Source organism: Ramlibacter sp., assembly GCF_035554825.1.
Classification (GTDB): domain Bacteria; phylum Pseudomonadota; class Gammaproteobacteria; order Burkholderiales; family Burkholderiaceae_C; genus Ramlibacter.
Map to the genome: position 1 here is coordinate 24,452 of NZ_DATMHS010000173.1, position 26,013 is coordinate 50,464.

Annotated in this window: 17 protein-coding genes; 6 read left to right on the forward strand and 11 right to left on the reverse strand. The window is 69.4% G+C overall.

The window, feature by feature from the left end; all coding sequences use genetic code 11:
* Positions 1–25: 25 nt before the first annotated feature.
* The 5 genes from VNT59_RS20915 to VNT59_RS20935 form a co-directional block, all read right to left on the reverse strand.
* Entirely contained in the window at positions 26–1,561 is a 1,536-nt protein-coding gene (locus VNT59_RS20915) for a class I SAM-dependent methyltransferase (protein WP_325501746.1), read from the reverse strand.
* Between the two features lie 119 nt (positions 1,562–1,680).
* Positions 1,681–4,371 carry a calcium-binding protein gene (locus VNT59_RS20920; protein ID WP_325501748.1) on the reverse strand — a complete coding sequence of 897 codons (2,691 nt, stop codon included), beginning with the start codon at positions 4,369–4,371 and terminating at the stop codon, positions 1,681–1,683.
* Between the two features lie 133 nt (positions 4,372–4,504).
* Entirely contained in the window at positions 4,505–6,028 is a 1,524-nt protein-coding gene (locus VNT59_RS20925) for a tetratricopeptide repeat protein (RefSeq protein ID WP_325501750.1), read from the reverse strand.
* Between the two features lie 30 nt (positions 6,029–6,058).
* Positions 6,059–8,083, reverse strand: a complete 2,025-nt coding sequence (locus tag VNT59_RS20930; RefSeq protein WP_325501752.1) for an adenylate/guanylate cyclase domain-containing protein — start codon at positions 8,081–8,083, stop codon at positions 6,059–6,061.
* A complete protein-coding gene (locus tag VNT59_RS20935; RefSeq protein ID WP_325501754.1) occupies positions 8,080–9,525 on the reverse strand; it encodes a FecR family protein in 1,446 nt (481 codons plus the stop codon). Before VNT59_RS20935 ends, VNT59_RS20930 begins: the two co-directional genes overlap by 4 nt.
* A gap of 197 nt (positions 9,526–9,722) precedes the next feature.
* Between VNT59_RS20935 and VNT59_RS20940 the strand changes: the two genes are divergently transcribed.
* From VNT59_RS20940 to VNT59_RS20960, 5 genes are all read left to right on the forward strand, one after another.
* Positions 9,723–10,409 carry a Crp/Fnr family transcriptional regulator gene (locus tag VNT59_RS20940; protein WP_325501756.1) on the forward strand — a complete coding sequence of 229 codons (687 nt, stop codon included), beginning with the start codon at positions 9,723–9,725 and terminating at the stop codon, positions 10,407–10,409.
* A gap of 62 nt (positions 10,410–10,471) precedes the next feature.
* On the forward strand, positions 10,472–11,287 hold the full coding sequence (locus VNT59_RS20945) for an ABC transporter permease (protein WP_325501758.1): 816 nt from the start codon (positions 10,472–10,474) through the stop codon (positions 11,285–11,287).
* Positions 11,277–12,449 (forward strand): GNAT family N-acetyltransferase, encoded by a 1,173-nt coding sequence (locus VNT59_RS20950; RefSeq protein WP_325501760.1) that lies wholly within the window; start codon positions 11,277–11,279, stop codon positions 12,447–12,449. Before VNT59_RS20945 ends, VNT59_RS20950 begins: the two co-directional genes overlap by 11 nt.
* A 1-nt stretch (position 12,450) precedes the next feature.
* A complete protein-coding gene (locus tag VNT59_RS20955) occupies positions 12,451–13,626 on the forward strand; it encodes a glycosyltransferase family 4 protein (RefSeq protein ID WP_325501762.1) in 1,176 nt (391 codons plus the stop codon).
* Positions 13,601–14,311, forward strand: coding sequence for a PIG-L deacetylase family protein (locus VNT59_RS20960; protein WP_325501764.1), 711 nt, complete (start codon positions 13,601–13,603; stop codon positions 14,309–14,311). Before VNT59_RS20955 ends, VNT59_RS20960 begins: the two co-directional genes overlap by 26 nt.
* Positions 14,312–14,324: 13 nt before the next feature.
* Here the strand turns inward: VNT59_RS20960 and VNT59_RS20965 are convergent, their stop codons facing one another.
* From VNT59_RS20965 to VNT59_RS20990, 6 genes are all read right to left on the reverse strand, one after another.
* Positions 14,325–15,671, reverse strand: a complete 1,347-nt coding sequence (locus VNT59_RS20965) for an ABC transporter ATP-binding protein (protein WP_325501766.1) — start codon at positions 15,669–15,671, stop codon at positions 14,325–14,327.
* Positions 15,668–16,000: a hypothetical protein gene (locus VNT59_RS20970; protein WP_325501768.1), complete on the reverse strand. Its 333-nt coding sequence runs from the start codon at positions 15,998–16,000 to the stop codon at positions 15,668–15,670. The genes VNT59_RS20965 and VNT59_RS20970 overlap by 4 nt, the downstream gene beginning before the upstream one ends.
* Positions 16,001–16,036: 36 nt before the next feature.
* On the reverse strand, positions 16,037–20,071 hold the full coding sequence (locus VNT59_RS20975) for a glycosyltransferase (protein ID WP_325501770.1): 4,035 nt from the start codon (positions 20,069–20,071) through the stop codon (positions 16,037–16,039).
* 1 nt (position 20,072) lies between these two features.
* A complete protein-coding gene (locus VNT59_RS20980; protein ID WP_325501772.1) occupies positions 20,073–21,074 on the reverse strand; it encodes a glycosyltransferase family 2 protein in 1,002 nt (333 codons plus the stop codon).
* Between the two features lie 244 nt (positions 21,075–21,318).
* The gene (locus VNT59_RS20985) at positions 21,319–22,581 is read right to left on the reverse strand and encodes a glycosyltransferase (RefSeq protein ID WP_325501774.1); all 1,263 of its coding nucleotides are present in this window, start codon (positions 22,579–22,581) and stop codon (positions 21,319–21,321) included.
* Complete coding sequence (locus tag VNT59_RS20990) at positions 22,581–25,286, reverse strand: glycosyltransferase (RefSeq protein ID WP_325501776.1); 2,706 nt, start codon at positions 25,284–25,286, stop codon at positions 22,581–22,583. The genes VNT59_RS20985 and VNT59_RS20990 overlap by 1 nt, the downstream gene beginning before the upstream one ends.
* Positions 25,287–25,528: 242 nt before the next feature.
* Between VNT59_RS20990 and VNT59_RS20995 the strand changes: the two genes are divergently transcribed.
* A complete protein-coding gene (locus VNT59_RS20995) occupies positions 25,529–25,996 on the forward strand; it encodes a phasin family protein (protein WP_325501778.1) in 468 nt (155 codons plus the stop codon).
* Positions 25,997–26,013 lie beyond the last annotated feature (17 nt).

The following is a 26,013-nucleotide window of genomic DNA, read 5'->3' on the forward strand; positions in this document are numbered from 1 at the left end:
TGCGATGACGCATCGGGGCCGACGCTCAGACGATCTGAAGCGCCCGGAGGATCGGCAGGTGTTTCTCCCCAAAGAGGGTCGCCTGCGAGTTGAGTTCGGCAAGGTTCTCCGCCGGGGTTTGCAGCGCCTGCCCGTCCTTGATCAGGTGCTGCCCCTGCATGGCGAGGACGCTCCAGACGAATTGGGCCCAGTCGGCCGGTTGCTTCTTGCCCTGCGCGAGCGCCATCAGGAACAGTTGGTTGAACCGGCCCACCGGGATGCCCCCGCCGGTGACCGGACTGGCAAGATGGCCGACGTCAGTATTGCTCCTGGCCTTCGCCATCAGATGGGCATTGAGCTTGTCGGTGTGTTTGCGGCTTCTTGCCGTCACCGATTCATCCTGCACCAGGCCGAGGTGACCAATGCCCGCCAGCAGCAGGACGGCTTGTTTCACCAGCCCCAGATTGAGCCCCTGGGCCTGTGTGGCCTGCTCGATTTGTCCGATCGACTTGGTCTTGTGGTCGGCGAGGTAGTCCAGGATCGGGTGGTAGATCGCCTCGCTCATGCTGGCCTCCCCCAGCGCGCCGCTCACCTTCAGCGAGACGTCGGGCCGCGGAGCCATGAGTACCACCTTCTGCGCCCTCAGTGCCTCAGCCTGATCGAGCGGCGAGAGCTTCCGCGCGCCCTTGATCCAGTAGTCGCGCCGGAATTGCTGGTTGACCATGAAGTCGCGGGTGCTCTCGCGAAACATGGCGTCGGGAATGTCCTTCAGGAAGCTCTGTTGCTCGGGCGTGAGGTTCAGCGGGTCAATGTGGTCGAGATAGACGGCAGAACACGCGTAGTTCACCTTGGCAGGCTCGAGGCAGCTCGCCATGGTCGCGAAGTGCATTGGCTGCCAGTCCCGGTTGAAGTATTCGTGCGCCAGGTAATGTCGGTTCTGGTCCTTGATCTTCTTGATTCTCTCGGCGATCTGAGGATTGGCGCGACCGTACGCGGGGTTGGTATCCAGCAGCTTCTCGGCGAATTCCAAGGCGCCATTGATCCGGCTGACGATGCCATGGCCTTCTGCGCCGATCACCTCGGCATGCTGGGACATCAGATGTCGCATGGGTGCGAAGGCGCCCCACCCCGGAAGCGTGTTGTAGCTGACGTAGAGGACGCCGCCCACCTTCAGTTTGCGCCGCACGAACTGCGCGATCACCGAGCGATTTTCGTCGGAGATCCAGCTCCAGATCCCGTGCAGGCCAATGAAGTCGAAGTCCGGCAGGTCCGATCGGCTCGCGAAATCCGCGAACGCCTCGTCGTAGAGGCGCGCCCCCGAGCCGCTCGCGGCGGCCAGTTCTTGCGCGAAGCCGGCCTGGGCTGGATTGAAATCGGTACCGTGCCACTGCACCGCCGACGCGGCGGCATGAAAGTTCGCGCTCAGCCCCTGGCCGAAACCCAGCTCGCAACCGGTGGTGAACTCCGGACATGCCAGGCCTGCATTCAGCAGCGCCAGCCGCGCCCGCAGCGGATTCAATTCGTTGTAATAGCCGAAGGTGTACCCGATGTCGGACACGTAGCCGGCGGACCAGTCGCTCATGATCTCTTGCCTTTCCTGTGCATTCCCTGGGAGCGCACTCTACAGGACGTGCCAGCGGCGCGGACAAGAAAAAAGGGCCAAGCTTTCGCTTGGCCCTTCCTGTCGCGAAGACCGAGGTCTTAGATCACGAACGCGGCGGTCGTCAGGGTCGTGACACCCGTCAGGGCGATCACGGTGTCGATCGTGCCGTTGTTGTCGAAGTCGATGTACAGACGGCCGGTCGACGAGTCGAGCGCGGCGTTGACAGCGGCCAGGGCCCCGTCGGTAGCAGAGTTCTGGATGAACACTTGCACGTCGGTGGCGTTGGCTTGCACGCTGAACTCGAGGTTCGTCGGGGTGGCAGCGCTCAGGTCGATCACGTCGCCCGTGCGCAGCGTGGCACCGGCGGCGCCGAGCTCGTTCGCCGCGCCGTTGGTGCCGAGACCGACGGTGTTGGCGGAGAAGTCGGCGATGGTGTCCATCTTCGCCAGCGTCGAGTCGGTCGCCGCGGCGATCACGAACACGTCGTTGCCAGCGCCACCCGTCAGCGCGTCGGCGCCTGCGCCGCCGGTGATGGTGTCGGACTTGGCGCCACCGACGATGGTGTCGGCGTTGGCCGAACCCGTCAGGGTGTTGCCGGCCGTCGCCGAACCGGTGATCGTCAGGGCGGCGTTCGTCGCCGTCGTGGTCGAAGCGGCGGAGATCACGGCACCGGCGGTGTTCGCCGAGGCGTTGATCACAGCCAGCTTGGTCTGCGCGTCAGCCGTGTTGAACGTGAACGCCTGGTTGCCCGAAACGTTCAGGGTCGTCAGCGCGGTGTCCGTCAGCGCGAGCGTGTTGTTCACGCCATCGGCCTTGGTGCCGGCGGCGCCCAGGAACTTCGTGCTCGGCGTGCCCGTGCTGGTCACGTTGATGATCTCGACGCCCGCAGCCTGCACGGTCTCGGTCACGGCAGCGACGGTCGCCGTCGCGTCGTTGTTTTCCGCGTAGTTGGCGTTCAGCGTCAGGTTCAGCGTGTCGCTGGTGCCCGTCGCGTCCTTCAGGGTGACCACCAGCGTACCGGTGTTGGTCCCCAGGGCGCCCTTCAGGATCACGTCGGCGTTGGCGCCCACGTTGGTCACCGTCGCAGTGCCAGCAGCGGCGACGCCCTTGCTCTGGAAGCCCGTCAGGCCGGCGATCTTCGACAGGTCGATCGATGCGGTATCTGCGACAGCGGCGTCGGTCGCGCTCAGGATCTCGAAGCCCGTGATCTTGGCGAGGTTCGCAGCGGTGAAGGCGGAAACCGTGTTGTAGTCGGCCACTGCCAGGGCCAGCGTGTCCTTGCCGTCGCCGCCGGTCAGCGTCGCGCCGGCGGTCGGTGCGGCGTGCAGCGTCAGCGTGTCGTCGCCGGCGCCCAGGTCGATCGTCGCCGTCGCGGCCAGCGCAGCGGTCTGCGTGGTCACGCTGTCCTTGCCGGCGCCAGTGCTGATGCTCTTCACGTTGGCACCGTCAACCTTCAGCGTGTCGGCGCCAGCGCCGGTCGTGGCGGTGAACGTCGTCGCGGTGGAGTCGCCGTTGTCGAAGGTGACGCCGCCATCGGCCACGGTCAGCGTGCCGACCTTGACCAGTTGGACCTCGGACACGTCGACCGAGCCGGAGCCGGTGACCGTCAGCGCAGCCAGGTTCAGGCCGTCGGTCAGCTTGACTTCGTTCGAACCGGTGGCCGCGATGCTCGCAGCGGTGGCAACGTTCGTGCCGGCGGTGTCCGTGACTTCGACGTTCGAGTTCACGGTGGTGATGTTCAGCGTCGTCGCCTTCGAGGCGGCGGTGGCGCCGATGTCGATCGCGACTTCAGTGGGCACGCTCAGGGAGCCAACGGTGTCGAAGGACAGGCCCAGCGTGGTAGCGGTGGAATTGTCGAACGAAACGTTCTGGCTCTGGTTCGCGATGCCCAGCGTGGCGGCCGCGCCAACGTTGGTGAACGCGGCGGTGGCCGTGCTGTTCGAAACGGTGATCTTCTGCACGCCCGTGGCGCCGGCGAAGTTGATGCCGGAACCAGCGTTCGTGGAGCGCACGATCACGTTTTCGACGTTCGTGAGCGCCGGAGCCACCAGGCCGCCGGTGATCAGCGTGGCGTTCAGGGTGTCGACGCCGTCGCCGCCGTTGATCTGGTCGATCGCTTGCAGCGTCTGGACTTGCGTCACGCCGTCGGCAGCAGTGGTCACGCCAGCGATGTACTGGTCATCGCCGGACGTACCGCCGAAGGTGTCCTGGTTGATCGTCAGCGCGAAGGTCTGGCCGACGCCGCCCACGCTCTGGTTGTCGATGGCGGCCTTGGCGGCGGTGACGCTGTCGGCAGACGCCGTCACGCCGGTCAGCACGGACTGGAGGGTGGCCAGGTCGGTGGCGGCGGCTTCCTTGGTGACGGAGTAGTACTCGGCGACCGTGGTCTTGTTGTTCAGGATCGCGTTCGCGGCGACGTACTGAGCGGCGCCGGTGGACGGCACGGCGTTCAGCGCAGCGTACGCTTCATAGGCGATCTGACCCTTCGACACGCCGGCGTTGAACTTGGCAACGATGAAGTCTTTGGCCGTCGCGTCGTTCTGCAGGCCCAGGGGCGTCAGGAAGTCGGCGGCGAATTCTTCGGCGGTTTCGAAATTGGGGTGCAGCGAGCGATACACGCTCGTCGTGGCGAGCTGGTTGGCCAGCGCCTGCAGCTTCTGCGCCTGCGTGCCCGCATTGGCTTCGTACAGGGTGACGATCTGGCTCAGGTAATTCGCGCCAGGTGCCGCGTTGAACATCAGAACGGTCAGTTCGATGATCTGGTTGCGTTCGGCAGTGGTGATTGCCATTCAGTTCTCCATCCAAGGATTGAAAGTGACCGGGAGCGGGGTGCCGCCGATTCAGGGACGAAGTATAGGGAGTCGTCCTACAAGAGCAATGTGATTGCAGTCACACGAAGACTGCAATTGCGCCTACGTTGTTTTATTGCATCACTTCCCAGCGCAAGCCCATATAGACGCTTCGCTGGCGTGTCGCAAAGACAGGCAGGTTGCTCGTTTGACGGGCAGCTTCGGCATTGCCAACGAGGGACAGCCGCGGCCCGATGGGCCAGCTTGCTTCGAGTTGCAGCACGTGCCGCAGCGTGTTGCGCGGGACGTTGCCTAGCAGAACGCTGTAAGGTTGTCCATCGGTTTGCCGGGTGGACGTCCATTGCGCGCCCCACCTGCCGATCGCCAACAGCGGTCCTTCCCACTGCGCCTTCAGTTCGTGTCGCCGATACGAGCCGCCGGGCCGGGAGTCCGAGATGGGGCGGTCCCTGCCCGCGCGAAGCTGCACACTATAGAAAGAGGTGTCGGCGGTCAGCGTCTCGCCGGAGCTGCCGGCCGTCGCCTCCGAGCGCCGGCACAGCCAGCCCGCCGCCCCGCCCTGGTAAACACCGTCCAGCCCCCGCGAGGCGGGATAGCGGCGGTGTTCGATTTCCAGACTCGCGACCGGGCGGCAGCCGGCGAGCTGCTCGGCCCACCGGTCCGCCAGCCCGTTCCGGCCGCGAGCCTCCCACTGGTACTGCACCGTGGCACGGGTCGCATGCAGCAGCGTGCTGGCTCCATATTGGAGATGGCCTGTCGCCAGCCGAGCGACCCACTGGCGTGCGGCAGCTGGCGCCTGGAGCCAGGTCGCCGCGACGTCGCTTTGCTGGTAGGTCGTCTCGGACTCGGAGGTCTGGCGACGCCTCAGTTCCGCCTGGAGCGCCCAGAGCGACTCGCCCTGTTGCCGCAGCCCTTGCCATTGCATGATCCCCAGGCCGGCCCCCCCGCGCCGCGGCTGCGAGGACCGCTCGAGCGGCAAGGTCACATTGCCTTGCGGGAACGTGAGCGTGATTTCGCTGGCGGCCGGCGCGTTATTCAGGTTGCTGTCGGCTCCGGCCAAGGCACTGAATTGCCAGCGCGACTGCCAGCTTTCCGTCAGCTTGCCGGCGAGTTGCGCCGGCAACGACAGCACTTCGAGCTGCCGGTCGATCGCGCTGCCGATCGGCAACGGCAGGTCCGCCCGCTGCCGCATGGCGGAAAGAAGAGACCGCGCCGACGCTGCGTCGCCCTGCGCCGCCAGCGCCTGCGCGAGATCGAGTTGAGCGCCCGGCAGATCCGGATCCTGCAGCAGCGCCCGCTCCAGCGGCTCGACGGCCTCGGCCGTCCGGCCCAGGGCCAGCAGCGTCGCGCCGCGCCAGGCGTGAAACGCAGCGCTTCGCAGGCAACCTCGTTCCCCGGCCGCGGCCTGCTGTGCGGCGGCCAGATTCTGCAAGGCGGAACGCTCGACCGGTAATGGGTACTGCGCCTGGAGCGAACACGCGGGACTGGGTGTTGGCGCCGGCGGGGCGGTTTGGCCCCAGACGGCAGGCGGCAACAAGCTGGCTGCCGACAGGGCGAGGCGCAGCGAAAGCGAGAAGGCCGGGCTGAACGAACGTGGAACGGCCACCGTGAAAGGAGGCGCGTCGAAGCGCGCCAGCAAGGGGATCGACTGCGCCAGCTCAGGCCGGCTTCAGGCAGCCAGATGGCCTTGTTGCTTCAGGTATTGCAGGGACTGCTGCTCCGCATCGCTGCCGGGCTGCACCAAGGTGCGGAGTGTAAATACTTTGCTGCTGTGTCGCAACCCGGGCAGCAGGAAGCTTCCGAGGGGCTTCAGCGCCAGTTCATGTCGTTCGAACGGCACGCCGATGCGTTCGGCCGTCTCGCTGCCCACCAGGATCGGATAGGCGAGCTCCGCGGTCATTTCCTCGAGTCGCATGGCCACCGTGATCGGCTGGCCCAGCACCGTGTGGACCCGCCGGCTCGCGGCGCCGAAGCTGCCGACCAGCGCGGTGCCAGTTTCCACGCCAACGCCCAGGCCCAGCGGCTCCAGGCCCTGCGGCGGCACGTTGGGAAGTTCCTCGCTGCACCGCAGCCACAGCTCGCGCGCGGCGGCCAGGCCTTCGGACGGGTGATCGGCGCACGGTTTGGAACCGTTGAACACCGCGATCAGGCGGTCGCCGTTCATCTCCTCGACGGTGCCCGAGTGCGCCTCGACGATGGCGCTGGCCGTGGTGTACAGCCGGTGCAGCACGCGCGCGGCGTCCTCGGGGCTGCGCACGTCGGCGTAGGCGGAGAAATTGCGGACGTCGGCCACCACCACGGTGAGTTCGCGCCGCTCGGCCGCGATCTCGCCGGTCGGCTCCAGCAGGGCGATCTTCTCGGCCACCGACGCGGGCAGGTAGCTGGCGAGGTTCTGGAACAGCCGGCCCTTTTCACCGAGGCTGCGTGCGTGTTCGGCCAGCCCGAGGAACAGGCCGCTCAAGACGATCGCCAACGCAGCGTGGGACCAGCCCACCCACCAGTCGAGCCCGAGCAGCGCGACCCCGTGGAGCGCGAAACTGAGCGCCCCGAGCCCCAGCCCCGCCACCGGAATCCACAGGACGTGCCGGGTTTGCAGATTGCGCGTACCGGCTGGGGCGCGGTTCCAGCTCAAAGCCAGCAGCATGAGAATCGCCGCGGCCGCCCACAGCCCCTGAAACACGGCCGCGCCGCGCGGCGTGAACGGCACCGCCTCGTCCAGGATGCCGGCAAGAAGTTGCGTATGCACTTCGACGCCGCTTACCGCACCACCCAGCGCCGTCGGGACCGCGTCACCCAGACCGAAGGCAGAAGCCCCCACGATGGCCCACGCGCCGGCCAGCGCGCTCGGCTGTGGCAGCTTGCCTTCGAGCAGATCGGCGGCCGAGATCGAGATGATGCCGCTGCGCGCCTTGCGATAAGGCACGCGGATGTCGCCATTGGCGTCCAGCGGAATCCGCACGCCCGGCATGGTGCTGAGGGTCACGGTCCACGCGGCGTCCCAGGGACGCGAACCCGGCTCCGCCCGCAGCGGAACCGCGTTGGCTGCGTCGTCCAGGGCCAGCAGGCCGGCCAGGGCCAACGCGGGATAGTTCCGCTGCCCGAAGCAAACCACGGCCGGGACGCGCCGAACCGCACCGTCAGGATCCAGCCGCGGGGTGATATGCCCGGACGGCGTATTCAAGCCCGGGACGTTCGCCACGTAGCCTTGCGCCGGCACGGCCGGCGGCAGGCACACCCGCCCCGGCAGGGCGCCGGTGAGTTCGCCGCTTTGCTGGCGGCTCTCGCCGTTCAGGGCGAACACCTGCGCCAGCACGGCCGGCGCGGTCGCGCGGCCGGCTGCCAGCGCCGCCGCCAGTTCGCGGGTGCCGGGCCGCTGGTCCGCGAACACCACGTCGTACATCTGCAGCGTCGCGCCTTGCTCGCGCAATGCGTTCACCAGTCGAGCCTGCGTCTCCCGCGGCCAGGGCCAGGGCCCGATTCGCTGGAGGCTGGCATCGTCGATGTCGACGACGACGACTCGCCGTTCCGGAGCGTCCTGCGCGCTCAACTGCCAGACGAGATCCGTGGAACGCTCGTCGGCCTGCTGCAACGCGGCCGGGGCGAAAAGAGCGAACGCCGCCCAGGCGAGCAAGGCGGCGGCGAGCGCAAACCAGCGCAGGCGCCGTTGCATCAACAGGGCCGGGCCGAGCGTCATGGACGCGACCAGAGGGTGATACCGGACAAGGTACCTGCGCCTATGGCCTTCTCGAAGAAGTAACCGGCCGACTTGCCGTCCAGCGCTGCCGCGCCGGCAATCGCCTGCCCTGGCACCGTCCGGTCGAAGAAGATGCCGTCGCCGCGAATGGCGCCGGCGCCGGAGATCAGCACCGCGCCCGTCAACTGGCTGGCGACCCGCAGATCGGTGGCGAAGCGGGCATTGCCGAAGTCGAGTGTCAGCCTGCCTTGCTCGACCGACGCGGGCGACATGGCGCCGGACACCTCGTACTGCGCATAGGACTTGTCGAGGCTGAAGCTGTAGGAGCCGAGGCCGTTCGCCAGGTCGGTGAGCCCGTTGGTCGCCCGGTACAAGCTGTATTGCGCGTTGCCCACGGTGACCGACCGGCCTTCCGCCGCTTCGGCGCGCGACACGGCGATGGCGGCATCGCCCGAGGCAACGGCGGCCCAGCGACCCCATTGCAGGATCGGAGGCGGCGGCGGCACGGTCGGCTCCGGGGTGGCGACGACTGGAGGCGGCACGGGGACGGGATCGGGCAGAACCACGACCGGCGGCACGGGTTGCGGCGCGGGTGGCGGCGGCGGCGCCGCCTGCCCCGTCATGACGGCCTTCACCGCGCTTTCGGCCAGGGCGGTCGTCGCGAGCCGTTCCGACTCGGGATGATCACCCGCGGGCGTGGCAGGCGCCGCCGCGTTGCGAGCGAGCACCACATGCCCATTGCCGGGGTCCTGCGTGTTGGAAGCGAACACCGCGCCTTGCAGGGGCTTGATCTCCGGCTGCGCCAGCTGCGGCCGGAACTCCACCTGCAGTTGGCCCATGTCGGCAGACAACAGCTTGGCGGAGGTGGTGCCGCAAGGCCCCAGCGCCTGCGCGTTGCAGCCGTCGCCGAACGGGGCCATCACGATGGCGCCCTGATTGACCGCGGCCCGAGTCGTGGCCTCGCCTGCGCGCACGACGAAATCCGTGCCCCGCACGCCGATGGCAACCAGCGGGGTGTTCAGGCGGAACCGATCTTTCGCTCCCTCCGCCGCGGCCCCCGAAATCGCGCGGGCCACGCCGTACTCCAGCTTGAACCGCACCAGCGACATCGAGACCTGCTGCGGGTTGTACTGGTAGTCCTCCACCCACATGCGGCTGCCGGGGCGGATGCTGACCATGGCGCCGTCGATGAAGCGGATGTGCAGATGGCCGCCGTCCGCGGTGTCCAGGCGGTCGCCCGGCCGGATGGGCGTGCCGCGGCGCACGGTCTCGGGCAGCCCCTGCGCCGGGGTGCGAATCACCGGCCCCACGCTCATGGTCACCTCGCCCACCGGGCGCTGGGCCGACGGGACGCCATCCGCATGCGCGGCCTGGCCCGCCAGGCAGGCCAGACCCAACGCCACCGCAACGGGCGCAGTTCGGGAAGTCATGAAGTTGGACATGGGCGTCGGATCCGGGAGCACGGGCGCAGAGCCACTGGTGTGCTAATTTAACCAGCCCGGCGGTTTTCCGATGTGAGCCCCGTCACATCCGGCGCCGTTGCGTATCGCTGGCGCCATGGAAAGGGCCGGGCGAATGGTTCTCATCATTATCATTCGTTCTTTCGCTCCTCATCCTCATGCCGCTCCCCGCTCCCGTCATGTCGCAGCTGCCCCTGCTGGCCGGGCTGCCGGGCGTGACGCTGACGCATCTGGCGCAGCACGCCCAGGAGCGGGTGTTCGCCAAGCGGGAAGTGGTGATCCAGAAAGGCGCCGAGGGCGGCTCCCTGTGCTTCCTGCTCGAAGGGCGGCTGCAGGGGGTCGACTTCACGGTGGACGGACGCGAAGTAGGTCTTTACTTTGTCAATCCGGGCGATTATTTCGGCGACGTTGCCGTGATCGACGGCGAGCCGCACCCCGTCTACGTGACGGCCGTGTCCCGGTCTCGGGTCGTCTTCGTCCCGCGCGACCTGATCCGGCCGATCCTGTTCGCGCACCCGCGCGTGGCGGAAGTGCTGTGCACGAGCCTGGCTTTGCGGCTGCGGCAGATTTCCGGACAACGCCGCATTCTCGGCATGCCCAACCCGATCCAGCGGGTCTGCGCACAGCTGGAACTCCTGCTCGCGCCGACCAAGGAAGGCAGCACCTGGGTCCGCAACGCGCCCACCCACCAGGAACTCGCCATCATGATCAATGCCAGCCGGGAGACGGTCACCCGCGTGTTCCAGTTGCTGCAAAGCCGCGGCGTGGTGGAGCGCAGCGGCAACGACCTGCGCGTGGACGATCCCGACTTCCTCAAGGACGTGGCGGCGGGCCGCAACCAGCCGGAGCGCTCCGGGTCCGCGTGACCGTGCCTGCTGCCGTCTTGGCTGCCGAGGGGGCCCTGGCACAAGAAGGCACAATCGGCGCGATGCTTTCCCGTCTGCTTCATCTGGGCCACCCGATCTTCCTGGCCCGACACCGCTACCTGGTGTTGCAAATGGTGCGCCGCGAGATCATGGCGCGCTACCAGGGATCGGTGCTGGGCATGAGCTGGGGCGTGCTGTCGCCGCTGTTGATCCTGGCGGCGTATACCTTCGTGTTCCGGACCGTGTTCAAGGCGCGCTGGCCCGGCGGCAGCGATTCGACCGGCGAATTCGTGCTGCAGATGTTCGCCGGCCTGCTGATCTTCAATCTGTTCTCCGAAGTGCTGACGCGCGCGCCGCGGCTGGTTCTGGAACAGCCGAACCTGGTCAAGCGTGTGGTGTTTCCGCTCGAAACGCTGTCGTGGGTCGCCGTCGGCGCCGTGATGTTCAACGCGGTCATTGCCCTGGTGATCCTGCTGGCGGCCACGGTGGGCCTCGGATCGCACCTGACCCCCTGGGTGCTGGCGACGCCGATCGTGCTGGCCTGCACCGTGCCGGTGCTGCTCGGCTTTTGCTGGCTGCTCTCCGGCCTGGGCGTGTTCCTGCGCGACATCGGCCACGTGATCGGCCCCGCGGTCAGCTTGCTGCTGTTCGTCTCGCCGGTGCTGTACCCGACCAGCGCCCTGCCCCCGTTCGTGGCCAACCTGCTCTGGCTCAACCCCCTCACGGTGCCGATCGAAACCCTGCGTGACCTCGTGCTGAAAGGCGCCGCGCCGGACTGGGGCACCCTGGCGACCTACACCGCCCTCGGTCTGGTGTTCGCATTCCTCGCCCACCGGCTGTTCGAGCGCATCCGCCCTGCCTTCGCCGATGAAGTCTGAAACCCTGCCGCCCGCCGACGCCGCCAGCGCGGACCGCGAGCTGGTCGCCGCCCTGAACCGCCGCACTGCGGCGATTCCCGCCGGCGCGGCGGTGGAGCTGCAGGACCTCGAGCGCGCCGACCCCTACGGTCCGGACGCCTTCGCGGCGCTGGCCCGCCGCTATGGAGTCGCGCACGCCGAGGACGGCCACTGGCAGCTCGAAAGGACGCCGCGCTGGCGGCCGGACTGGATTCGGCCCGAGCACGAGGCCCAGTGCTTCGACTTGTTCGAAACCGCCTTCGGCTATCGGATCGATCCGGCGCTGTGGCGCTGGAAGTACCGCGACGCGGCTTCGCCGGGCATGGGCGTGTGGCGCGGCGACCAGCTGGTCGCGTTCTACGGCGCGATGCCGCGCCCGGTCCTCTTTCTCGGCCAACCCGCGTCCACGGTGCAGATCGGCGACGTCATGGTGCATCCCCACGAGCGCGGCGTGATGACGCGCTCCGGCCCGTTCCAGATCGCCGCGTCGACCTTCATCGATCGCAGCGTCGGCTACGGCCGGCCGCAGCTGTTCGGATTCGGCTTTCCGACGTCGAAAGCGCTGCAGGTGGCGCAGAAGCTCGGGCTGTACGAAGGCGTGGACCAGATCTGCGAGCTGACCTGGCCGGCCGGCGCGAGCTGGACCGAACGGCTGCTGCGCTGCGCGCCGGCCGGAGCGCAGGACGGCGCGGTGATCGACAAGCTCTGGCACAAGATGGCGGACGACTTCCGCGACAGCATCATCGGCGTGCGCGACGCCGCCTACGTCCAGGAGCGCTATCGCAAGCACCCGACGGTGGCGTACGAATGCCTGCTGGTGCGGCGCGTGCTCACCGGCGCGCCGCAGGGCCTGCTCGTGCTGCGCCAGCCGCAGCCCGAGCGCATCGAACTGATGGACCTGGTCGGGCCCAGGCGCAACTTCCCGGGGCTGATCGCCGCCGCGCGGCGCTGGGCAGCCGACCATGGCGCCAACCGCGTCACCGCCTGGGTGACCGAAAGCCACGCCTCGGTGCTCGCCGCGACCGGACCGCAGCAGCAGCAACTGGACCTGGTGGTGCCGGCGAACGTGTGGAGCGCCGGCCCCTCCGCGCAGGAGCTGCGCGGGCGCTGGTGGCTGACCGCGGGCGACACGGACTTCCGCTGACATGCGAGTGCTGATGGTCACCCGGGAGTCGGCCGAAGATCGCCGCTACGGCCTCGGTCGCAGCCTGGCGCCGCTGATGGGGCCGATGGCCGCGGCCGGCGCGCAGGTGCGTTATTTCTGCGCCGACGACATCGACCCGGCGGCCGCACGGCGGCGCCGGCTGCGGGTGGAACAGTGGGAGCGCTGGCCGCTCATCGCCGACCGGCCGAACCGTGTGAACCTGCTGCGCGCCTGGTCGGAGCGACTGCACATCGGCTTCGAGGCAGCGCGCGTCGCCCGGCACGAGGCCTACACACATGTCCACGCCCACGACCCCTGGCTCGCGTGCGGCGTCGCGCTGGGCCTGCGCCGGCACGGCGCGAGCGGCGTGCGCTGGGGCCTGACGCAGCACGGATTCGGCTCCTACAGCCAGGCCACGCACGAGGACGGGCTGGAGCAGGGACCCGCCGCCCAGGCCTGGCTGCGGCGCATCGAGCGGTTCACGTCGCTGCGGGCGCGCTGGGTCACGGCGCCGACGCAGGCCGCGCTGGCGCAGCTCGCGCGCGACTTCGCGCTGTCGCGCGTTCCGGCCCACTGGCATTGCGTGCCCCACGCCAGGCCGCCGCTGAACGCGCGCACCCCCGCCACGCGCGAAGCCGCGCGCGCCGCACTCGGCTGGGACAGTGACGAACTGGTGGTGCTCGCGGTCGGACGGCTGGTGCCCCTGAAATGCTTGGACCGGATCGTGCACGCCTGCGCCGCGCAGCAGGACCCGCGCGTGCGGCTGCAACTGCTCGGCGGCGGCGAGGCCGCCCCGCTGCAGGCGCTGGCGCAGCGCCTTGGCTTCGGCAGCCGGTTGCGCGTCACCAGCACCGAGGACGTGACGCCCTTCTTCCACGGCGCCGACATCTACATCAGCGCATCCAGCACCGAATCGTTCGGCCTGGCCAACCTGGAAGCGCTGTGCGCCGGCCTGCCCGCCATCTGCAGCGCGGCCGGCGGCGTGCCTGAAGTCATGGGGGACGGCGCCTGGCTGGTTCCCAACGACACCGACACCCTCACCCGCGCGCTGTCGGCCCTGCGCGCCGACGAGGCCCTGCGCGCACATTGGGCCACACGCGCGCTCGCCCGCGCTGCCGGCTGGCCGCCCCCGGAGGACATCGCTCGAAGATATGTGGCGATTTATCAAACAGCTTAGCCGCCCCGCCGCGCAGCCGAATGCGCTGCCGCCCGAACTGGACCTGGCCGGCGCGCGCACGGCGCTGGTGATCGCGCCGCATCCCGACGACGAGACGCTCGGCTGCGGCGGCACGCTGGCGCGCCTGGCGCCCACCTGCGACATCCACGTGCTGCTGGTGACCAATGGCGACGGCGGCGGCGGTCTGCCGCCGGAGACCAGCAGCTTGCGCAAACAGGAGATGGCCGCGGCGGTGCGGACCCTGGGGATCGCCAACGACGTGCTGCACCTCGACGAGCCCGACGGACGTTTCGACGATTCGCGCGCATTTCGCCAGGCGCTCGCCGCCGTCGTCCAGCGGCTGCAGCCGAACTGGGTCTTCCTGCCCTGGGTCGGCGATTCGCACCCGGATCATGCACGCATCTCGCGCGCGAGTTCGCAGGTGCTGCGGCGCAGCGGCGTCGAGCAGTTGCTCTATTACGAAACCTGGAATCCGGTGCCCGCCACGCACGTCGTGGACATCACGTCGGTGCTCGAAACCAAGCGGGCCGCCGTGCTGTGCCACGAAACCGCACTGAAGTACGGCAACTACCTGGACGCGATGCTGGGCCTCAATGCCTATCGGGCGCTGTACCTGCCGCCGGGCCCGCGGCGCTGGGCCGAGGCCTACGCCGTGACCGGCGCCCGCGACAACCGGTTTCTCTGAGGCACGGGTCCGCTCACTCGTCCGCGTGTCCCGGCCGCATGCGCCACTGGTGCGGCAGATCGACCAGGCCCGGCTCGGGCCTGGCGTCAGCCACCGAAAGCAGCGCGATGCGCGGCGCTTCCGAGTACAGGTGGATCGCGTTCTCGTTGCCCAGGTAGGCACCGATGTAGTAGTCGCCCTTGCGCAGCGCCAGCGGACCGAACTCGATCGTCGCCGTGCCGCGGCCCTGCGCGTCGCGCTCCAGCGTCACCTGGTCGGTGCGCGACACGACGCTGCTCAGGATCATGGTGTTGGCCAGCTCGAAGGTCATGCCGGCCGTCGGCATCGGGATCTCGGGGTCGGAGTCGAACTCGATCGTCACGCGCAACCTGCCCTGGCCCGGCGTCATCTGCAGCCGCGTCGACACCACCCCGTCGAGCGAGGTGAGGACGCGACGGATGCGCGCATGGCCGGGCGTCGCGGTGCCCGTGTGCAGTGGCGCGGCGGCAGGCTCCGCAGCCGCAGGTTCGGCTTCGGACACCGCGCCGGCCGCGACCGGCGCCGGGGTTTCCACCGCCGCAGCCGCCGCGACCGGGGCTGGCGCTTCCGCGGCGGCCGGCGAGCCGCCCGCGAGGAACAAGGTGTAGTCGCGCACGACGGCGTGCGACGGCCCGACTGCCATGGCCCTGCCTTCGTGCAACCACAGGACGCGGTCGCAGAACGCCTCCACCTGGTAAAGCGAGTGCGAGCAGAACAGGATCGTGGTGCCGCGCTCCTTCATCGCCAGGATGCGGTCGAAGGACTTGCGCGCGAAGCCGCCATCGCCCACCGAGAGCGCCTCGTCGATCACCAGGATGTCGGGCTCGACGCTGGTGGCCAGCGCGAACGCGAGCCGCACGAACATCCCGCTGGAATACGTCTTGACCGGCTGGTCGATGAAATGCCCGATGCCGGAGAACTCGATGATCGAGTCCATCTGCTCCAGCAGTTGGGCCCGGCCCAGGCCCAGCAAGGGACCGTTGAGCAGCACGTTGTCGCGGCCGGAAAAGTCCGGGTTGAAACCGGCGCCCAGTTCGAGCAGCGCCGCGATGCGGCCGTCCACGCGCACGGAACCGGTGGTCGGGGCCACCGTGCCGCACAGCAGTTGCAGCAGCGTCGACTTGCCGGCGCCGTTGTTGCCGATGACGCCGAGCGACTCGCCCTTGCGCACCTGCAGCGACACCTCGCGCAGCGCCCAGAAGCTGTCGCCGGGGATCTCGCGGCCCAGGAGCGCGGCCCGCAGCCGCGCGGCCGGGGTCGCGTTGGGCCGGTAGGCCTTGCCCAGATCGACGGCCTCGATCGCGAGCGCCGCTTCCTGCACCGGTGCGTCGGAGAGATTCATCGCCCGTGCACCCTGCCCGGCGCCGGCCGGCCCTGGTCGAGCGCCGCCCGGATGGCGCCCGGCACCACCGCACGACGGGCCGGCACTTCGCCCGCCTGGCGCCGGACGCCGCGCCAGGGCGGGACCGCATCGCGCTCGGCGCGCAGCACCAGCCGCGCCCGGTCATGCGCGGTGAAGGCGGGCGGAGCGAACGGATTGAGGAGCAGGTGGGTGGGCAACAGGAGCCGGAACAGCCGGGAAAGCATGTTCTTCAGGAAGGTCCAGACCATCTTCCGCTGGCCGGGTACGTTGAAAATCGCTGCGCCGTCGGGTGACGGCGCAGCCGGCATGGTAGCAGGGCGACTGCGGCTCGTACCGTGCGCCCGTCAGGACGTTCGTCCGACCCAGAAGCCCGTCCCGAGTATCAGGTCGTACAGCCGGTGCGGCAGCCTGACCGACCGCCGATCGAGCCAGTTCGCGACCGGCAGGAGCGGCGGCACGATGCGGCGCGCGGCGGCAAGCCAGCGCGGCGGACGGGCCGGCGGCATCAGGGGCTGGTCGGACGCCAGCTCAGGATGCATGGCGTAGATCTTGCCGATCGCGCCCCCGACCTTGACCTGGCGCCGGTAGAAATCCCTGAGATCCATCGGGTGCAGGTGCCGCGCGCGGGCCTGGCGGTTGTAGACGATGCGCACGCCCCGCTTGCTCAGCCGATAGCCGACCTCGACGTCCTCCCAGCCGTAGGTCCGGAATTCCGGGTCGAACGGGCGCGGACCGAGGATCGCGCGCGGCAGCGAGACGTTCGACGTGTAGAAGCAGGTGTACGGAACGTCGTCGCCGTCCTTCATGTAGCGGTAGCCGAACTGGTGCCCGGCTTCGTTGACGTGCTCGAGCAGCGGCGTGACCTGCATCGCCGAGCGTTCCCAGTCGGTGTAGCCGACGACCGCGCAAGGCACGCCCAGTTCGCGATGGCGGCGCACGTGCTGTTCGACGAAATCCGGGTCCGGGATGATGTCGTCGCCGATGAACAGCACGAGTTCGCCGTCGGCGTGCTCGAGGCCGTTGTTGCGCGCGATGCCCTGGCCGGTGTTCTGCTGCGTGAAGATCTTCAGGCCAAGCGCGCCGGGATGCGCGTCGCGCCATTTCTGCAATTCGCTCCAGGTATCGTCACGCGAGCCATCGTCGACGACGATGACTTCGAAATCCTTCCAGGTCTGAGCGGCCAGCGCGTCCAGCGTGCGCAGCAGAACCGGACGGCGGTTGAAGGTGGTAACGATCACACTGACGCGGCTTGGCGCGTACGCGGTGGCCGCGTCTTCGGTGCGAAACGCGATCTGGCGGACGATGCAGCCGAGGCGGCGCAGGTCGCCGTTGCCGAACAGATCGTGCGGACGCCACGGCGTGTTGCCGATGCGGATCCTGAGCAGGCCGTTCTCGTCCGCCTGACCGGGCATCTCGATCGTCCGCCAGAACGAGCCGGCGGCCAGGCCGAAGCGTTGCCGCCCGCCGTTGCACTCGAGCGTCAGTACCCCCTCCTCGGCAACGCGGTCCGGAACGTGAATCTCGACCACGACCGTGCCCGTCGCGCCCGGCTCGACCTTGAGCGTCGCCGAAGCGTCGCCGCAGGTCGCACGCACGACGTCGCCGTCGACGCCTTCGGGGCCGTACCAGCCCGGTCCCAGGCGGCCGACCGCCGACGTGCGTCCCGGCCAGAGCTGCGACGCGACGATCAACGGCGGACTGTCGGAGGCGCCGGTCAGCGGCGGGATGCTGGGCGCCGGCGGGACATGCTCGGGGATCAGCCCGCGCGCGAACAGTTCGTTGTCCGAGATCCGCCGCTGCCGCTGCAGCCGCCGCCGTTCCCGCACGGTGCCGCGGATGTGGATGAGGTTCCAGCTCAGCGCGTGCCATGCGAGCCCGGCCTGGCCGGTGCGCAGCCACAGCCAGACGAGCCGCCGGGTCGCCCACAGCGCGTTGCGAAGCTCGTAGTTCTTCCACAGGCTGCGCAGGTTGTGGCGATTGCCCATCCAGTCGCGGAACTTCGTTCCCTGCTGGCTCTTGGTCGTGCCGCCGAAGGCGTGGAAGACGATCGAGGCCGGGCACAGGACGACGCGCTTGCCGAGCAGCCACAGCCGCCAGCCGAGGTCGACGTCCTCGTGGTACATGAAGTACGAGGGGTCGAAGGCGCCGACGTCGAGGAAATCAGTCCGGCGCATCAGCATCGCCGCGCCGGACGGAAACAGCACGTCGACCGGCCTCGCGTCGTCCGGGCCGGCCGGCGCCACGAATGGGTAGCCGAAGTCGATGTCATAGCCGAAGCCGAGCCGCGACATGCCGCCGCCGCGCGCGTTCAGGTACTCCGGCCGCGCCAGCAGCCGCAGCTGCGAGCAGGTCGCACCGATCGCCGGGTCCAGCAGCAGCGGGCGCAGCAGCTGCTCGAGCCAGTCGGGCGTGACCACGGTGTCGCTGTTGAGCAGCGCCAGGTAATTGCTCTTCGCGTTGCGCGCGCCGACCAGGTTGGCCAGGCCGAAGCCGAGATTGCGCGACTCGGCGATCACGCGCACCTGCGGCCACTGCTCGCGCATCCAGGCGACGCTGTCGTCGCTCGAGCCGTTGTCGATGACGATCACCTCGAAGTTCACCTTGCGCGTCTCGAAGACCGACGGCAGGCACTTTTCGAGATGATGGCGGCCGTTGTAGTTGACGATGACGATGGAGACGAACAGCTCGTCGGCCGACACGAGGTTCAGCTCCACCCGCTTCGCAGCCTCCGCGCGCACTGCGGCGACTTCGTTCGCGGTGCGCTCGTGGAGCGCCGCAACCTCGGCGCTCGTGCGCTCGTGGACAGCCGCAACCTCGGCGCTCGTGCGCTCGTGCAGCTTGCGCTCCTCCTCCCGCAGGTTGTCGCGCAGCTGCCCGATTTCCAGTGCGACTTCCCGCGTCAGCTTCTCCCGCAGCGCGATCTCGGCGGCTTTCGCCTCGCGCCGCACCTCGCGCGGGATCAGTTCGCGCTTGACCGCGAGCTGCGCGCGCGCGAGCGGGCGGGCCTTGGCGCATTGCAGATGCTTGGCGAAGATGCGCTCGAGCCCTTCTTCCTGCAGCGACTCGCTGCCCTTGCCGGTGATGAAGCTCTGGCCGAAGACCCGGTACTCGGCCACCGTGCGCGCGACGTGCTGGAAGCGGCAGCGCTCGGCGAGCCGAAGATACAGGTCCCAGTCCTCGAAGCAGGCGAAGGACTCGTCGAGGCCGCCTATTGCTCGCACGTGCGCCGTCGGCATCAGGCAGCCGATGAACGGGATCTGGTTTTCGAACAGCATCAGGTCCGCGTCGTACGGCGCGCCGAAGGTTCGCAGGTGGCGCCGCTGGCCACCGTCGTAGGAATACGAGTCGACGCTGCCGAAGTACACGGTGTCGGGATCGGTCGCCGCGGCAGCGAGCGCGCGCACGCCGCCGGCGAGATAGACATCGTCGTCGTCGAGGATCAGCAGCCAGTCGCCGCGCGCTTGCGCGATACCGACGTTGGCCGCCGACGAGCGGCCACGGCCGGGCTGCAGGTCGATCACGCGCGGCGCGAGGCCGGGGAAGCGATTGGCGATCTCCGCGACCGGGCTGCCCCCGTCGTTGACGACGATCACGTCGAGCTCGGGGTAGTCCTGCAGTGCGAGGCTCGCCAGCGCCTCCTCGAGGAGTTGCGGCCGGTTGCGCGTGCGCACGACGACCGAGATCGACGACCGCGCCGCCGCCGGGGCGCCGCACGAGCGGTGCGCAAGCTCGGCGAGCGCCGCGGTCGCGCCGCGCATCGGCTCGAATCGCGGCTCGGCCCAGAACGCTTCGGCGGCGGTGGCGCCAGCCAGCGCGAGCGCGCGCAGGCGATCGGTCAGCTCGCTGCGCCGGCGCGGCGGCTGCCGCGCTGGGAACTGGCCCTCGAGGCGGGCGAGTGCCGCCTGCTTGGCTTCGAAGACAGCCGAGATGTCGAGGATGCGGTTGACCTCGCCCACGCGCGACAACTCGTAGTACCACGCCGCGCCGTGGAAACCCGCGTCGGCGAGCATGCCTTCGAGTTCCACCGCGAGCGCGCGCAGGCCGGTGTCGTGCTCGAAGCGCGAGGGCAGGAACACCGTCGTCGGCGCGATCTCGCGCACGAGCGGCGCGAGCGAGGCGATGTCGCGGGTCGGGTCGCGTTCGCCGGCGAGGAAGACGCGTCGGATCTCCGGCAGCAGGTCGCCGAAGGGCGCCTGTGCCGAGTGCGTGTAGACAATGGCGACGGCGATGCCGCTCAGGCGGGCCCGGATCAGGCTGCCGCCGAGCGCGCTGACCTCCTCGCCGGGATGGCGCGCGAAGACGAGCCAGGGGCCGGCGGGAAGCGCGGCATCGGGCGCCTGCCAGTCGATCTCGGGTTGGTTGGTGGGTGGCATGTTCATGTCATTTGCCTGCTGCCGGGTTTGCGTAGGCCGCCGGCAACAGGCAGGCGTGCAGATAGAGAAGCCACTGGCGCACCGCCCACTGGCGGCGCAGCCCGAGGGCGCGCAGACCGCTGATCCGCGCGCAGCGGCCGCGCGGACGCTCGAACAACGCGCAGTAGGCGGCGAGCAGTTGCTGCTGCGCGTCTGCGCCGAGGCCGGCCCGCTCGACTCTCGTCTTCAGCGCACTCGCCTGCGCCAGGCTGCGCGCAAAATTGCCGTCGCCGGTGCGGCTCAGGCGCAGCCCCTGCCAGACCGAGGCAAGACCCCGCCGCCATCCTTTGGCGCCGATCTGGTTGCCCGGGTGCTGACGATAGCCAACGGTCGGCGTCGGGTCGTAGAGGATCTTCCCGACCGTCGCGGCGATCAGCGCCAGCCACCAGTCGTGCACCATCGCTGAAGGAGGTATCGGCAGTGCCGCGTCGAGCAACGGGCGATTGACCAGGATCGTGCAGCCGGTCACGTAGTTCTGAACCAGCAGCGTGCGCAGCGGCGCCGACGGCTCGTCGCGGATGTGCTGGAAGTTCATGAACGAGGAATGGATCGTGCGGCCATCGCAATCGATCAGCTCGAGATCGGAATGCACGAGGATCGGCACGCCGGCCCCGAGCCGCTCTTCCTCGGTTCGCATCAGTCGGATCTGGCGTTCGATCTTGTCGGCGCGCCAGACGTCATCCTGGTCCATCAGCATGACGTAGGCGGCGCCCTGCTCGCAGGCGGCGCGCAGCAGGCGGCCGAAGTTCGCGGCGGTGCCCTGATTGGTCTGGCTCGCCGCCAGCACGGTGATGCGGGCATCCTTCGCTGCGTACGCGGCGACGATCTCGGCCGTGCGGTCGGTCGACGCGTCGTCGCGGACCAGCAAGCGCCAGCCCGGATCGGTTTGGGCGATCAGGCTGTCGAGCTGCTCGGCGATGAAGGCGCTGCCGTTGTAGGTCGCCAGTAAAACGTAAATGGGTTTGATCACGACCTTCGGTGCGAGTGGAATCGGACTTCTGATCTCGGCGGCACCGCTCGATTCGACCTCGACACGTTGCTGCGCTGCTCAGTCGCGAACCGTCGTTTCGCGCCTGGTGGGGATACTGCCCTCGACTCAGCGGACAGCCCGCCGCGTCCCCCTGGACAAGGGCATGAATTTTACAAGATAGGATGCTTCGTCAAGACAGCGAGCAATATCCATCGCCTTTGCTGGAAGGTCTCGCGCTGGCTGGTCATGCTGGCAGGCGGCGGTTGCGCCGGAACAGCGACTCGTAGAAGAACGCCTCTTCCTCGATGCGCAGCGGCAGCGGCAGCGCGCTGCGCCACTGGGGCAGCAGCGCCGGATCGTCGAGGACGGCTGCGATCGCGGCCGCCCAGGCCTGCGGGTCCGCGTGGGGCACGACGCGGCCGCTGCCCTGCTCCGCGACGCGGTCGGCCGGCGCTCCCAAATCCGAAACCAGGGCGGGCACGCCGGCGGCGGCGCTTTCCTGCAGGATCAGCGAGAACGTCTCCGGCACCTGGGAGGGCAGGCAGAGCAGGTCGATCTCCTGCAGCGCCGCGAAGAGATCGGCCGCGGACATGGCACCCGTGATCTCGACGCGGCTGTCGCCGCTGGCGAGGGCGCGCACTTCCTGGTGATAGCCGGGGTTGCCGTGGAAGGCGCCGATCACCTTGAGGCTGAGGTCGCGGCCTTGCAGCAGGCGGGCGGCCCGCAGCAGGACATGCAGGCCCTTCTGTGGCACCACCGTGCCGACGAACGCGAGCCGCAGCGGGTGCTGCCGCGGCCGCGGCCGTGAGCGCTCGCCGCCATGGCGCACCAGCGCCAGCAGGTCGATGCCATGCGGGATCACGCGGAACGACAGCTCCGGGTATGACGCGCGGTAGCGCTGCGCCACGAATTCGGACGGCACGACGCGCTCGGCGGCGCCGGCGAGCAGCGAAGCACCCTGGTCATAGCGCCGCAGATAGCTCTGTGTCGTCCACGGCGGCGCAGGGCAATCGGCCGGGCAGCGGCGGCCGCGGTCCGGCCCCCCGCACCCTTCCCCGTCCTGCGTCACCAGGTTGATCCGGGCGCATGGCACGAAGAAGTCGGTCAGCGTCGCGACATACGGCAGTCCGCAACGCTGCGCCGCCAGCACCGCCGTCGCCATGCGCATGGTGTGCAGCACATGCGCGATGTCGAAGCGCTCGGCCTGCATCCACTGCGCCAGCGGCCCCGCCAGCGCCTCGTCGGCGTCGAGGCCGATATCGGCCGTGGCGGGCAGCAGGTTGCGCGGGATCAGCGTGACCGCAATGCCTTCGTGCGAAAGCCGGATGCAGCCGGCGAACGGCCGCGACGTCGGCGCGCCGCCGGTGCGGGCCGGATCCACCGTGCCGGCCAGCACGTGGACATGATGCCCGGCGCGCTGCGCCATCCGCGCGATGTTGAGGGCGACCCGCTCGGTGCCGCTGCCGAATTCGGGGAAGAACTGGTGCAGGATGAAAAGGATGCGCATCAGACGCCCGCTGTCAGCTCGCGGTGGAGCGAATCGGCGTCGGCGCGGTCGGCCGCGCCGGGTTGCCGGTGATCCAGGCAGTAAAAGCCGAGCGCCGAGCCCGCCGTGGCCGCCAGCGTCTTGCACACGGCTGCCGCGAACTCGTGCCGGGGCAGTTCGTCGGCATCGTCGTACACCTGCGCCGCGTACTGGCCGAAGTGCTCCAGCCGCCCCATCAGCATCTCGTTGAACTGGCGGATCTCCGCCCCCACCGCGTCGGTCTGCCTCGGCACCGGATGCCGCAGCGCCAGTTGCGCGACGAACGCTTCGAGGCGCTGGTCGCCGAGCGCCGCGGGTTCGCCGGCGCGCAGCTGCTCGAGGTCCTGCCGCCACCGCGCGATCCATGCCTTCAGCCTGCCGCCCGTCAGCCCGCTGTCGCCGCGCTCGATGTCGGCAAGCCACCCGGAGACATGGGCCGCGGCCGAAGCGATGCCGGCCGCCAGGCCCGGCAGCGAACGCGATCGCGGGTAGGTGAAGTCGTCGAAGAGTTCCACCAGGAACTGCACGTCGACGAACGAGCGCTTCAGGTAATAGTAGGCGGGCCGGTTGTGCGAGTGCACCACCTTGACCGAAGCGAGCATGGCGACCTGCCAGCCGTCCTGGATCAGGCGGATGCCCAGGTCGAGGTCTTCGGCGTAGTCGCCGCGGTAGCGGTACCGGCCGAACAGCTCGCGCCCGATCAGGCAGGAGACGTCGCTGAGCTGTCCCTGGGAACGCAGCGACATGTGGTCGTCGCCGCGATGCCGCCCCACCCGGTCCTGCTCCAGGCAGCCGAGGAAGCGGTAGTGCGTGTCGATCATCGCGTCGTACATCAGGTCGCTGTCGCTGCGGCTCGACTCGGAACAAGACACCGCCGCCAGCCGCTCGTGCTGCGGATCGCGCAGGAAGCGCAACATGCCATGCAGCCAGTATTCGCCGATGGGAAACGCGTCCTGCACCATGAACAGCAGGTAGTCGCCGTCGGCCGCATCGGCCCCGAGGTTGCGCGAATGGCTGTGCGTGAACTCGGAAGGGGCGATCTCGACCACCTTGGCGCCCGCCTCCCGCGCCATCGCGACGGTGCCGTCGCGCGACCCGGAGTCGACGATGACGATCTGCAGCTCGCGCAGGCCCCGCTGCGCGCGCAGCTTGCGCAACAGCCACCCGAACTCCGTGCCGGCGTTGAGCGTCGGGATCACCACGGAGACCTTCACGTCGAACGGCTCACCGGCGCCTTCCAGATCGGGATGCAGGGGCACATCGCGCGGCACGGGGGCCGGCGCATCGAACGGATTCGTCATGTGCCCGGCCGGAATGCCGGTCACCCGCGACAGGTAGGCTTCGCGATGGCGCAGGTAGTACGGCAGCCGCCGGGCAAACCCGATCGCGCCGTGTTTGCGCACCTGGCTGCCGACCGCCGATCCGAGGTTGGCCATCGACCGCGCGCGCGCCTTCAACAGGCCCGCCGCCCGCCCGGCGCCGCGCAGCGGCCGGGTGATGCGCCACGAGGTGGACTGCCGGATGTCGGCGATCTGCGCCAGCAGCTCTTCGCGAACGTGCGCGAGCACCTGCAACTCCTGCCGCTGCCGCGCCAGCGCATCGGCCTGTTCCGCCAGCGCGAGCTGCTGCGCCGCCACCGTGCGCGAACCCTCCGCCAGCGCTTGCTGCTGCTGCGCGATCAGCTGCTGCTGCTGTCCGATGGCGTCCTGCTGGCGTGCGATCGTCTGCTGCTGTTCCTGCAACGACGCACGCTGCTGCGCGAGGTTGTCCAGATGCTGGTCCACCGCATGGCGCAGCTCCGCGCACCACCGTTGCGAAGCCTCCAGACCCGCCTGCGTCTCCTGCAGTTGGCGCTCGCGCGCGCTCGCGCGCTGCACGCTGTCGTTCAGCAGGTCGGTGCGGCGGCCATCGCGCTCGATCAAGGCGGCCACGTCGGCCGGCCGCCAGCGGGCGAGCTGCCGCGCGGCCAGCGCCGCCAGCATCGACTCCCGCTGCGGCCCGCTGGCAGCATGGCTGGAGCCGTCGCTGACTTCGTACGCATACACCGCGGACACGCCGGCGGCACGCCGGAACGGCCCTTTCGCCGCCAGCTGCAGCCAGAAATCCCAGTCCTCGAACAGCGACAGCGCGGTGTCGAACCGCACCGGCGGCGCCGAGCGCACGGCGTCCACGCGAAACAGCACCGCGTGGATCGGAAGATAGTTCTGCAGCTGCAGCGCCACCGGATCGAAGTCGCTCTCGAAGACATGCACCGTGTGCTGCCGCGGCGTGCCGGCGCCGGCCACGGCTTCCACGTCCCCGTAGGCAGCCACCAGTTCGGGCTGCGCCCGCAGCAGGCCGGTCAGCTTGGCGAGGTGGTCCGGCAGCAGCCAGTCGTCGTCGTCCAGGAACAGCGCCAGTTCACCCGAGGCCGCATCGAGCAGGAGATTGGCCGCGGCCGCCCGCTCCACGCGGCCACCTGGCGTCAGCACGCGGGCGCGCACGCCGTCGAGCAGTTGCGGCAGGCCCGCGATGGGCCCGCCGCCCGCGTTGAGCACCACCAGTTCCCAGTCGGCGAAGGTCTGTTGCCGCACGGAGGCGATGGCGGCAGCGAGGCTGGCCCGTCCCAGGGTGCGAATCAGCACCGAAACGGCGGGCGTGGCGTCGGATGGCAGGCGCTGGGGCTCGAGCAGGGACGGTGCGTTCATTGGACGGCGGAGGCGGGCGCCACGATTGGCCCCGCAGGGCGAGGCCCGCACGGGCGGCAGACTGCCGAGCCAAAACCGCAAAGTCTAGCGTAGTCGTCCTTGCGCTCGCCGCCGCCGCACCCGCCCCGCCCGCCGCGCCGCCCCCGAGCCGCCGAGGCAGGTTCTCTCGGGGTCGCCACCCCACGAGCCGGCCCGCTGGGCCTACAGTTGCAGCCGGATCGAGCACTTTTGCGGGAGATGGCATGGCAACCGAAGACAGGACCACGGGCGAGGAAGCCCGGCGCGACGAGCAGTTCGCGGACGCATTGAAGCACTCGGCCCAGCAGATCTGGCTGGCCGGGCTGGCCACCTTTGCCAGGGCCCGGCAAGAAGGCAGCAAGATGTTCGAGACCCTGGTCAAGGAGGGCGCGGCGCTGCAGCGCAAGACGCAGGGCGTGGCGGGCGAGCGGATGGCCGAGGCGACGAGCCGGCTTTCCAGCATGGCCACCGACTTCTCGGCCAAGGCCGCCGGGCTGTTCGACGAGCGTGTCGCCAGGACGCTCGAGCGGCTCGGCGCCCCCTCGGCCGCCGAATTCGAGAGCGCCCTCGAGCGCATCGACGAGCTGGAGCGGCAGGTCACGGCATTGAAATCGGGGATGGCGCCGCGCCGGGGCCGCTCCGATGACTCCAAACCCGCGGTCGGCCCCACCGGTCGCGACGACGGCGAGTGACCAACGCGCCCCGGCTG